We start from the raw sequence: 11,289 nt of genomic DNA on the forward strand, positions 1-11,289 counted from the left end.
GCTTCCTTTCCGAGATCGATGGGTATGCCGGGTTGGCGCGGTCACGGCAGCCCGCAGACCGGGCGATCGGCGTCGATGCGCCAGACCAGATCGCCGCGCCTGACCAGGCGGTTCACATGCGCCATGGTTTCGGTGAAGGCGAAGCTCATCTCATGCGGGGTGAGACTGCGGGCGTGGAACAGCGCGGGAACGAGCTCGTCGACCGACTTCGGTCCTTCGCGGCAAGCCTCGATGGCCCGTCGGCAACGTTCCTCGTGATGCTGGAGGATTTCCGCGCAGCGCTGGTGCAGGCCGTAGAACGGCCGCCGGTGGCCCGGCAGAACGAGGACATCATCCGGGATTTCCGAGGTGAGGCCGCGCAGCGTGCGCATGTAGTGGCCGAGCGGATCGCCGGTCGGTTCCTCCGCCCACACGCTGATGTTGGGCGTGATCTTCTCCAGCACCTGATCGGCGGCGAGCAGCAGGAATTCCTCGGGGCAGTAGAGCAGCACCTGCTCGGGGGCGTGGCCATCGGCGCTCAGCACGCGGAAGCGGCGGCGGCCGATGTTCAGCGTGTCGCCCATCAGCAGCCGGTAGAACGTCTCGGGCAGCGGAGCCACCTCATGCAGATAGTCGAGGCCGTGGGTCGCGACGATCGATGCCGTCTCCGCCGTCATGCCGTAGCGCAGGTAGAATGACCGGTTCTGCTCGGAAGCGGTCGAGTGCGGGTCGAGCGAGAGCATCTTGCTCGCGGCATAGGAGGAATAGCTCGTCAGCAGCGGGACGTTGAAGCGCGCGCAAAGCCAGCCGGCCAGTCCGATGTGATCGGGATGGTAGTGCGAGACGATGATGCGGGTGATGCGCGTGCCCGCGAGCGGACCGGCAAACAACCGGTCCCAGACGGCTTGCGCCTCCGCCGTGCGGATGCCGGTGTCGAAAACGGCCCAGCCGCCGTCATCTTCCAAGAGATAGATGTTCACGTGATCGAGGCGGTAGGGCAGCGGCACCCGCAGCCAGCGCAGGCCGGGCGCCACCTCGAATACCTCGCCATAGGCGGGCGGCGTTTCGAACGGGAATGTCAGCGCGCGCGGCCGGTCGGGACGTGTGTGCATTGTCATGATTGCTCCTCATTCCCTTGACCGTCGTTTTGGTCCGCGGCTCTTCCCAACCGGTCAGCGCAGGCCGAGGCCGCGCGCGATGATGCCGCGGAGGATTTCGCGCGTGCCGCCGCGTAGCGAGAACGATGGCGCTGCAAGCACGATGTAGTGCAAGGTCCGCATCAGCTCCTGTGTGTGCTCCGCATCGGGCTCGATCTCGACCAGGCTCCGCACCACGTCGGGCATCTCCTGCTCGACCAGTGCGCCGAGATCCTTGACGATGGCGGCCTCGAGCGCCGGATTCGCGCCGTTCTGCAGCAACCATGCAACGCCGCGCGACAGTTGGCGCAGCACGACGAAATGCGCGATCAGCCGGCCGACGGCCACCGTCGCATGCTCCGACGGATAGCGCTGGAGCACGCGGATCAGTTCGGCGAACAGGACGAAGGAAGAGAGGAAGCGCTCTGGGCCCGACCGCTCATAGGCGAGTTCGCTGGTCACCTGGTGCCAACCGTTGCCCTCCTCGCCGATCAGCGCCGAGGCTGGCACGAGGACATCCTCGAACACGACCTCGTTGAAATGTTTGGCGCCTGAGAGATCGGCGATCGGCCGGATCGTGATTCCCGGCAGCGTCAGGTCGACCAGCAATTGGCTGGTTCCCTTGTGGCGGTCGCCGGGGCCGCCGCTGGTCCGGCAGAACAGCAGCATGTATTGCGCGCGATGGCCGTAGGTGGTCCACAGCTTGGTGCCGTTGACGCGGAATCCGCCGTCGACCGGCTCGGCGCGGGTGCGGACCGCGGCAAGATCGGAGCCGGAATCCGGCTCGCTCATGCCGATGCAGCAATAGAGCTCGCCGGCGGCGATCTTCGGCAGCACGCTGCGGCGCTGCTCCTCGGTGCCGAAGCGCAGTAGCAGCGGCCCGCTTTGCCGGTCCGCGATCCAGTGTGCCGCGACGGGAGCGCCGGCCGCCAGCATCTCCTCGAGCACGACGTAGCGTTCGAGGCTGCTCCTTTCATGGCCGCCATACTGCTTGGGCCAGGTCATGCCGATCCAGCCGCGTTCGCCCATCCGGCGCGAAAAATCGGCGTCGAAGCCGCTCCAGGAGGCGGCCCGCACATGGGCCGGCACGCTGCGCAGCTCCTCGGCAAGGAAGGCGCGCACCTCGCCCCGCAGCTTCTCGGCTTCCGGCAGCAGCGGTGCGTTGGGGAAGGTGAAGTAGGTCATCTTGCCTCCTGCGCGGCGCCGAACGACGTCACGAATGGCCAGAGCCCGTCGGCTCCGGCCGCGATTGCCCGTCGTCCCAAAATGGCGCTCCAGTGTCGTTCCGGACCGAACTCGTCCCGCCAGGTCCACAGTCGCCGCGTGAAGAAGTGTAGCCTGTGTTCTTCCGTGAACCCGATTGCGCCGTGGACCTGGTGCGCGATCGGAGCTGCAATGCTCACCGCTTCGCCGGCGCGGACCTTGGCCGCGGCGATCGGCAGGATGTCGAGCGCGTCGAACGCCGCGCCGGCGATCGCGGCGGCGCCCCCGCAAGCCGCGACCTGTCCGGCGAGGACGGCGAGCAACTGCTGCACCGCCTGCTGCTTGCCGATCGGCTTGCCGAACTGTACGCGCTCATTGGCGTAGGTGACGGTCATCTCCAGCACGCGCTCCAGCGCACCCGCCATCTCGGCGACGCGCAGTGCAGCGCCTGCTGCCGTCAGGCTCTCGCAAGTCCAGCGTGATGGCGCCGGGCGCACGTCATCGTCGGACAATTCGGCGTCGAGCTTGACGACATCGGAGGGCAAGCCCGCCAACGACGCGTTCGGCGCGATGTCGGCGCGCCTTCGGTCCAGCCTGATCATCCACGGCTTGCCGTCATGGTCGGCCAGCGCGGCGATCACCTTGGCATGGCGCGCCCACGGCACGCCGGAGGCGCTGCCGCGGACACGCCACCCCGCGCCCTGTCGTGCGAGCGAGAAGGCCGCCGTGCCGGTCACGGGCGCGATCGTTGCCGGACCCGGTGCGGCCTCGAATCCCGCTTCGGTCAGCAGGCGATTGGCCAGCATGGTTTCGGCGAGCGGCACCGGCGCCGCGTGAGAGCCGGCGATGCGCAACAGCCCAACAGCCTCCGCCGGATCGACGCCGAAGCCGCCGGCCTCCTCGCGGACCAAGGCCAGGGCAAAGCCGGCGTCCTCGACCTGCCGCCAGCGCGCCTCCGGCCACTCTCCGAGCTGAGCCTCCCTGATCTCGCGGTCAAGCACGGATGCGAACAGGCGGCCGGCGCTTTCATTGAGAAGCGCTCCCGTCTCGTTGTGGTCTTGCAAGGTCGACATATCCAGGTCCATTCGCGGTGGCTATGTGGCGGGGCCCGGCTCACGGTGATGCGTCCTCCCCACGGCTTGATCCAATATACTGGGTAGTATATTTATTTGTCCAATCGATATGCTATGAAGAACGGGCGGCTCTGCCAGGTGGATACCGGGTTCCCGGATGTCGGTAGGTCGCTCGCCCCGCACGCCTCGGCTGAGGTGGCGTTTGGCGCGGAGCCCGGAGAATCACCTATCAATAAGAACCGCCACGAGGGGCCGACATGAGCGTCAAGCAGCACATCAAGGAATACAAGCGGGAGCTGGTCCTGGAGGCGGCTGCGAAGCTGTTCTACGAGAAGGGCTTTCAGAAGACGACGATCGACGACATCGGCGCGGCACTCGGTGTCACCAAGCCGTTCATCTACACCTATTTCGAGAACAAGTACGCGATCCTCGAGCAGTTGTTCGATCAGTCCTACGGCGACCTCTATGTCGACCTGACCCAGGTGCTGAACGACAAGAAGGGCAGCGCCAAGGATCGCTTGCAACGTTTTGTCGCGCTCTACGTCGCGAAGAACATCGAATACCAGAAGTTCTCGGCGATCATGCTCGAGGAGGAGAAGAGCCTCAGCTCGAAGAAAATCGGCGACATCAGGCGCAAGCAACGCGACTTCGACGCCCGGCTCGCACGCCTGATCGAAGAGGGCGCATCAAACGGCGAGTTTCACGTCAGCGATCCGATGATTGCATCGCTTGCGATCAGCGGCATGGTACGGTGGACGCATCGCTGGTATTCGCCGCAGGGGCGGCTGTCGGTAGCGGACCTGACACGGACGATGAGCGACCTTGCCTTGAACCTGGTCGGATGCGTCCGCGCCTGAAGCGCATCCGACCTCGCTTCCCCTTACTTCTTCGCCTGCACGTCCTTGACCAGCGGGCATTCGCTTTCCGAGAGCGGGCGGGTCGCTTCCTCGGCGCTCAGTTTCTCGATCGGCTTCAGGATATCCCAGTCTCCGGCGGACTCCTTCGGCGACTTCGCCTGGAACAGGTACATCGGTCGCGGCAGACGGCCATCCTCGCGGACGTGACCGTTGTCGGTCATGAAGTCGTTGACCGGCAGTTCCCGCATCTTCGCGACGACCTGCTTGGCGTCGGTCGTTCCTGCGGCTTGCACCGCCTTGAGATAATGCATCACTGCGCTGTAGACGCCGGCCTGCATGCTGTTCGGCATCTTCTTGGCGGCCGCGAAGAAGCGCTTGGAGAAGGCGCGCGTCTTGTCGTCGAGATCCCAGTAGAACGCTTCCGACGACAGCAGGCCTTGGGCGGTCTTGGGCCCGAGGGAGTGGATATCGTTGGCGTAGGTGATGAAGGAGGCCAGCTTCTGGCCGCTGTCGGTGATGCCGAATTCGTGGGCCTGCTTGACGAAATTGATGAAATCCGCTCCCGCGAGTGCGAGCAGGATGGCCTTCGCCTTTGACGACTGCGCCTGCAGAATGAAGGAGCTGTAGTCCGCCGTGTTCAACGGCACACGGACGCTGCCGACCGGCTTGCCGCCTGCGGCCTCCGCGAAGCGCGAGCCGTCGCGGCCCATCGCGGTGGCAAATGCGTAGTCTACGAGCACCTGGTAGAAGGTATCCGCACCGGAGCGGATCGTGGCCATGCCGACTGTCTTGGCGAGCCCGTAGCTGTCGTAGACCCAGTGGAACGATGTCGGCGTACACGCCTTGCCGCTGAGGTCGCTGGAGCCCGCATTGACGACGATATCGATCTTTCCGTTCGATGAAGCCACGTTGCGGGCCGCAAGCGCCACCGCGGAGTTGCTGAGGCCGGTGATCATCTCGACGCCCTCGGCCTCGATCCATCGTTTCGCGATCGCGACGGCGGCGTCCGCCTTGTTCATGTGATCGGCCGACACGATTTCGATCTTTCGACCCAGGCCCGCGCCGAAATCCTCTACTGCCAGCTTCGCGGCGATGACCGATCCCTGTCCGGACAGGTCGGCATAGGGGCCCGACATGTCGTCAAGGACCCCGATCTTCAATACCCGCTCTTCGGACCGGGCGACGCTCGCCGACAGCACGATCAGGCACGCGAGCAGCATTCTACCAGCAGGAAGCAGCATAAGACCCTCCATTCCTCGTATATACTTATTGGTAGTTTTATATCTCATACAGTACGAACGTCGCAAAGGCAACTCGGAGCGCGCCAAATCGATGATCCCGGCCGGAGACGGGAGGATGGCAGCGCAGGACGATTCTAGCTTGACATATACTAGATGGTATATTTTTATATCGATCAGAATATGGGCTCTGTCCGGACACGGGAGGCGTCAAAGATGATCAACGCGAGCAACGGCTCCTTCAGAGTGGCTATCATCGGCGCCGGCGCCTCCGGGATCGCGACGGCGGTGTATCTGGCGCGCGCGGGCATCGCCTACACGATCTTCGAGCGTGCCGACGATGTCGGTGGAACCTGGCGAGACAACACCTATCCGGGTCTTGCTTGCGACGTTCCTTCGCACCTCTATCGCTATTCCTTTGCTCCGAACGCCGAGTGGAGCCACGAATATTCGCCGGCGGCGGAGATCCACGCCTATTTCCGCAGAGTGGCGGACGAACTCGGCGTTCTCGAAAATGTTCGGCTGTCGAGCGAGGTCACCAGGGCGCAGTTCGTCGGCGAGGGGATGTGGCGGATCACCACGGTCAAGGGTGACGAGGGATTGTTCAACGCCGTGGTCGCGGCGACCGGCGTCCTGCACAAGCCTGTGTTGCCGGAGATCGAAGGCCGCGACAGCTTCGCCGGCGCATCATTCCACAGCTCGCGATGGGACCATTCGGTTCCGCTCGCGGGCAGACGCGTCGGCATTATCGGCACCGGATCGACCGCCACGCAGATCCTGCCGGCCATCGTCGATGAGGTTGCGTCGGTATCGCTGTTCCAGCGAACGCCGCAGTGGATCATCAACGTTCCGAACAACCCGTTCTCCGAAGCGAAGAAAACCGCGTTTCGAAACGAACCGCAGAAGATGGCGGATCTCTACGAGCACCTCAACAACCTGTTCAACGAGCGCTTCGCGGCGTCACTGGTCGGCGAGAACGCGGCTGGCCTCGCCGAAATGGCGCGGGCGTGCCGCCAGAACCTGGAAGACAACGTTCGCGATCCGGACCTTCGGCGGCGCCTGACGCCGTCCTATCAGGCCGGATGCAAGCGCCTGATCGTGTCGGACAAGTTCTACCCGGCGATTCAGCGTCCGAACGCGCACCTGGTCGACACCGCGATCATGCGCATCGAGCCCGCCGGCGTTCGAACCAAGGACGGCCTGCTGCATGACCTCGACGTGATCGTCTATGCGACCGGCTTCGATCCGTTCACCTTCTTTCGTCCGGCGACCATCGTCGGCCGCAACGGCGTCAGCCTGAACGAGCGCTGGAAGGAATCGTGCCAGGCGTATCGCTCGGTCGCGGTCCCCGACTTTCCCAACCTGTTCTTCATCGGCGGCCCGAACAGCCCGATCGGAAATTTCTCGTTCCTGCGCACCGCCGAGGTCCAGATCGGCTATGTGACGCAGCTCATAAAGCTGCTGGCCGAAGGCGCCTGTCGCGAGGTCGAGCCGACGCAGCAGGCGACCGACGCATTCAATTCCGATGTCGAGCAGGCGATCAAGCATACGGTCTGGGTCACCGGCGGATGCACGAGTTGGTACTTCGACAAGCAGGGCAAGGTCGTCTCATGGCCGTGGTCGTACGGTCGGTTCGAGGCCGACCTGAAGCAGCCCCGCATGGAGGAATTCAAGGTCGCCTAGGCGCCGCCGGCGGCGCCAGCAACTGAGAGGGAGGAGGTCAATGGCCGGTTCAATCGCGAACGAACCCGACGTCGCCGCGGCGCTGGTCGATGCGCAACGCGTTCCCGCGCGCGACGAAGCCGTGCTGCGCTACGTGCTCGAGCGCCGCGCCGCCATGCATCCGGAGCGGCCGTTCCTGCGCTTTCCCGACGGCACGGTGACGACCTATGGCGCGTTCTGCGCCTCGGTCCAGCGGCTTGCCGCGGGCCTTGCCTTCATCGGCGTGAAGCAGGGCGATACGGTCAATGTCTGGCTGCCGAACACGGTCGATATCGTGCGGGCCTGGTTTGCGATCAACTGGCTCGGTGGGATCTACGTGCCGATCAACACGGCCTATCGCGGCGGACTTCTTTCGCACGTCCTGGTCAATGGCGGCGCGACGGTGCTGCTGGCGAACGCCGGCCTTGTGGACAGGCTGCGGGAGATCGACTGCGGTGCGATCGAGACGATCGTCGTCGCCGGCGAGCCCGCCGCCGAGATCACGGGGAAAAGGCAGCTCCCGCTCGCCGCGCTCGATCTTGATCCTGCGGATCTGCCGCCGCTGGCACGGCCGATCGAGCCCTGGGATCCGCAATCGATCGTCTACACGTCGGGCACGACCGGCCGATCCAAGGGCGTGGTCAGCTCCTACGCGCATATGTGGCACATGTGCGGTCCGGCCGCCTATCCGATGCTCGACGAGACCGACAGCGTGCTGTGCTTCCTGCCGTTCTTCCATATCGGCGGCACGCTGCCGGTCTCGGCGATGCTCAATCGCGGCGGCGCGGTGGGGCTGGGCGGCGATTTCAGCACCGATCGGTTCTGGCCGACCGTCGATGCCACACAGGCGACCTACACGATCCTGCTCGGCGTGATGTCGAGCTTCATCGCCAAGCTCCCGCCGTCGGATGCCGATCGCAAGCACACGCTGAAGAAGGTGACCATGATTCCCCTTCCAGGCGACTCCCAGGCATTCGCGGAGCGGTTCGGCGTCGACGTGTGGACGCTGTTCAACATGACCGAGCTCAACACGCCGATCGTATCCGAGCGCAATCCGCTGGTGCCGGGCACATGCGGGAAGGCACGTTCGGGCAACGCGCTTCGTATCGTCGATCAGCATGATTGCGAAGTTGCGCCGGGCGACGTCGGCGAATTGATCATCCGCAGCGACGCGCCATGGGCCCTCAATTCTGGCTATTTCAAGCATCCCGAGGCGACGGCGCAAGCTTGGCGCAACGGCTGGTTCCACACCGGCGATGCGTTCCGCCGGGACGAGAATGGCAACTATTTCTTCGTCGATCGCATCAAGGATGCGATCCGCCGCCGTGGCGAGAACATCTCTTCGTTCGAGGTCGAGGCCGAGATCCTGTCGCATCCGGCGATCCGCGAATGCGCTGTGGTCGCGGTGCCGAACGAACTTGCCGAGGACGACGTGCTCGCGGTCGTGGCGCCGGCGCCCGGCGCGGCGGTGCAGCCGGAGGAATTGCTGGAGTTCCTGCAGGCCCGGCTCGCGCACTTCATGATCCCGCGCTACGTGCGCATCGTCGCCGATTTGCCGCGCACCCCGACGCAGAAGGTCGAGAAGTACGTGCTGCGGCAGCAGGGCATCACGGCCGACACCTGGGATCGCGAGAAAGCCGGCATCCGGATCAAGCGCGACAAACTCACGAGCTGAAACCAGAGGGAGATCAATATGACGCGCACGGTGATGGTGACGGGTTCGTCCCAGGGCGTAGGCCTCGGGATCGCGAAGGTGTTCCTCAAGCATGGCTGGCAGGTGTTCGGCGTCGACCAGAAGCCGGCGAGCGAGACGGTCGCGGCGTCAGGCAGCTATGCTCACGTCACGGCCGACCTTCGCGACGGCAACGCCTGCGAGCAGGTCATGGCCGCATGCGTCGATCGCTTCGGCGGGCTCGACGCGCTGGTCAACAATGCCGGCCTCGGCAATGCCCGCTCCTTCCTGGAGACGACCGACGACGATTACGAACGATATTATTCGATCAATGTCCGGCCGGTGCTGCGGCTCTGCCGCCTCGCGCTTCCTGCCCTGACGAAGAACCGCGGCGCGATTGTCAATATCGCGTCGGCGTTCGGATTGGTCGGCATTGCGGGTGCCGCGGCCTACGTCCCCACCAAGTTCGCCGTCGTCGGCATCACCCGGATGCTGGCGACCGAATTCGGCAGGGACGGGATCCGCGTCAATGCCGTGGCGCCCGGCCTGATCTGGAGCCCCGGCACCGACGACCGGATCAAGAACAACGCATGGTGGCACCGCATGATGATCGAGAACTGCCCGCTCGGCCGGGTCGGCCAGCCCGAGGAGATCGGCGAGGCCTGTGCATTCCTTGCGTCGGACGCCGCAAGCTTCGTCAATGGCGTCGTTCTCCCGGTCGACGGCGGCTGGTCGATCGCGAAATTCCTGCCGCAGCCTGCGGATGCCTGACGCAAGGAACCGCCGTGCGGCGATCGCAGCCGCACAGTGTCGGGCTGGATTGGAAGGAGCGCTGCCTTGACCCGCAATGCCGTGATCGTCGACGCCGTCAGAACCCCGATGGGCAAGGGCAAGGAGGGTGGCGCGCTGTCATCCGTGCACCCCGTTGATCTGCTCGCGACCGTCCTCAAGGCGGTCATTGCGCGAAACGCGCTCGATCCTGCTCTGGTCGACGACGTCATCGTCGGCTGCGTCACGCAATCCGGCGAGCAGGCCAATGCCGCGCGGATGGCGGTGCTCTCCGCCGGCTTTCCGGTGCATGTGCCGGCGACGATGATCGACCGCAAATGCGGCTCGGGCCAGCAGGCCGTGCATTTCGCCGCACAGGGTGTCGCCGCCGGGGCCCACGACATCGTCATCGCCGGCGGTGTCGAATCGATGAGCCGGGTGCCGATGGGATCGAACCGGATGCGGATGGACGACCACGGCCCCGGCGTGCATGCCCGTTTCGCACCGGGACTGGTCTCGCAGGGGATCGCTGCCGAGTTGGTTGCGGCGAAGTGGCAACTCTCACGGGCCGAACTCGACGCCTATGCGGCACGCTCGCAGCAGCTTGCAGCGCAGACGAGCGAGGCCGGTGGCTTTGTCGATGAGATCATCGGGGTTGATGTTCGCGGCCGCATGGTCGCTGTCGACGAATCGATCCGGCCGTCGACCACTGTCGAGAGCCTCGCCCAGCTGAAGCCCGCGTTCCGCAATGAGGAACTCGCGCAGCGCTTCCCCAATCAAATCGACCATTTCGAAGTAAACGAAGCGTTCGCGAGCGTTCCGCTCGCCTGGAATCGCGAATTCGAAGTCGATCCTGCCCGTTTGAATCCGCGCGGCGGCGCGATCGCGCTCGGGCACCCCTTGGGTTGCTCCGGCGCGCGCCTAATGACCACGATGGTGAATGCGCTCGAACAAACGCGCGGCCGTTACGGCCTGCAGACGATGTGCGAGGCCGGCGGAATGGCAAATGCGACAATTATAGAACGGGCCTGAATAGGATGCTTACTATCAATAGCAAACTGGAGGCTCGGCGCGCAGGCGCCAGACTCGGCGGCGGCGAAAAGCGCATCGAGGCGCAGCACGCCCGCGGCAAGCTGACGGCCCGCGAGCGCATCGAGCTCTTGCTCGACAAGGGCTCGTTCGAGGAATTCGACATGTTCGTCGAGCACCGCTCGACCGAATTCGGCATGGAGAAAAGCAAGATCCCCGGCGACGGCGTCGTCACCGGCTGGGGCACCGTCAACGGCCGCAAGGCCTTCGTGTTCGCGAAGGACTTCACCGTATTCGGCGGCTCGCTGTCGGAAACCCACGCGCTGAAGATCACGAAGTTGCAGGACATGGCGATGAAGGCGAGGGCGCCGATCATCGGCCTCTATGACGCCGGCGGCGCGCGCATCCAGGAGGGCGTAGCCGCCTTGGCGGGCTATTCCTACGTGTTCCGCCGCAACGTCATCGCCTCGGGCGTGATCCCGCAGATCTCCGTCATCATGGGCCCCTGCGCCGGCGGCGACGTCTATTCGCCCGCGATGACCGACTTCATCTTCATGGTGAAGAACACCAGCTACATGTTCGTCACCGGCCCCGACGTGGTGAAGACCGTCACCAACGAGGTGGTGACCGCCG

General features: G+C 64.8%; 10 protein-coding genes. 6 read left to right on the forward strand and 4 right to left on the reverse strand.

Annotated features, from left to right (window positions below):
- Positions 1–41: 41 nt before the first annotated feature.
- Genes J6500_RS15020 through J6500_RS15030 form a run of 3 tightly spaced genes read right to left on the reverse strand, consistent with a single transcriptional unit; the run spans position 42 to position 3,391 of the window.
- Positions 42–1,097, reverse strand: a complete 1,056-nt coding sequence (locus J6500_RS15020; RefSeq protein ID WP_225713473.1) for an MBL fold metallo-hydrolase — start codon at positions 1,095–1,097, stop codon at positions 42–44.
- Positions 1,098–1,151: 54 nt separating this feature from the next.
- Positions 1,152–2,300: an acyl-CoA dehydrogenase family protein gene (locus tag J6500_RS15025; RefSeq protein ID WP_225713474.1), complete on the reverse strand. Its 1,149-nt coding sequence runs from the start codon at positions 2,298–2,300 to the stop codon at positions 1,152–1,154.
- A complete protein-coding gene (locus J6500_RS15030; protein WP_225713475.1) occupies positions 2,297–3,391 on the reverse strand; it encodes an acyl-CoA dehydrogenase family protein in 1,095 nt (364 codons plus the stop codon). The genes J6500_RS15025 and J6500_RS15030 overlap by 4 nt, the downstream gene beginning before the upstream one ends.
- Before the next feature lie 257 nt (positions 3,392–3,648).
- Between J6500_RS15030 and J6500_RS15035 the strand changes: the two genes are divergently transcribed.
- Positions 3,649–4,248 carry a TetR/AcrR family transcriptional regulator gene (locus J6500_RS15035; protein WP_225713476.1) on the forward strand — a complete coding sequence of 200 codons (600 nt, stop codon included), beginning with the start codon at positions 3,649–3,651 and terminating at the stop codon, positions 4,246–4,248.
- Between the two features lie 23 nt (positions 4,249–4,271).
- On the opposite strand, the gene J6500_RS15040 is transcribed toward J6500_RS15035, so the two are convergent.
- Positions 4,272–5,489 carry an ABC transporter substrate-binding protein gene (locus J6500_RS15040; RefSeq protein ID WP_225713477.1) on the reverse strand — a complete coding sequence of 406 codons (1,218 nt, stop codon included), beginning with the start codon at positions 5,487–5,489 and terminating at the stop codon, positions 4,272–4,274.
- Between the two features lie 213 nt (positions 5,490–5,702).
- Here J6500_RS15040 and J6500_RS15045 point away from each other — a divergent pair, with 213 nt between their 5' ends.
- The 5 genes from J6500_RS15045 to J6500_RS15065 form a co-directional block, all read left to right on the forward strand.
- Positions 5,703–7,169, forward strand: coding sequence for a flavin-containing monooxygenase (locus J6500_RS15045; RefSeq protein WP_225713478.1), 1,467 nt, complete (start codon positions 5,703–5,705; stop codon positions 7,167–7,169).
- Positions 7,170–7,209: 40 nt separating this feature from the next.
- Complete coding sequence (locus J6500_RS15050; RefSeq protein ID WP_225713479.1) at positions 7,210–8,862, forward strand: AMP-binding protein; 1,653 nt, start codon at positions 7,210–7,212, stop codon at positions 8,860–8,862.
- Positions 8,863–8,880: 18 nt separating this feature from the next.
- The gene (locus J6500_RS15055; RefSeq protein ID WP_225713480.1) at positions 8,881–9,630 is read left to right on the forward strand and encodes an SDR family NAD(P)-dependent oxidoreductase; all 750 of its coding nucleotides are present in this window, start codon (positions 8,881–8,883) and stop codon (positions 9,628–9,630) included.
- Positions 9,631–9,696: 66 nt separating this feature from the next.
- Positions 9,697–10,659, forward strand: a complete 963-nt coding sequence (locus tag J6500_RS15060) for a thiolase family protein (protein ID WP_225713481.1) — start codon at positions 9,697–9,699, stop codon at positions 10,657–10,659.
- A gap of 5 nt (positions 10,660–10,664) precedes the next feature.
- Positions 10,665–11,289, forward strand: a 625-nt coding sequence (locus tag J6500_RS15065) for a carboxyl transferase domain-containing protein (protein ID WP_283842920.1), incomplete at its 3' end; no start/stop codon positions are given.

The organism is Bradyrhizobium semiaridum (genome assembly GCF_020329505.1).
In the GTDB taxonomy this organism is placed as follows: domain Bacteria; phylum Pseudomonadota; class Alphaproteobacteria; order Rhizobiales; family Xanthobacteraceae; genus Bradyrhizobium; species Bradyrhizobium semiaridum.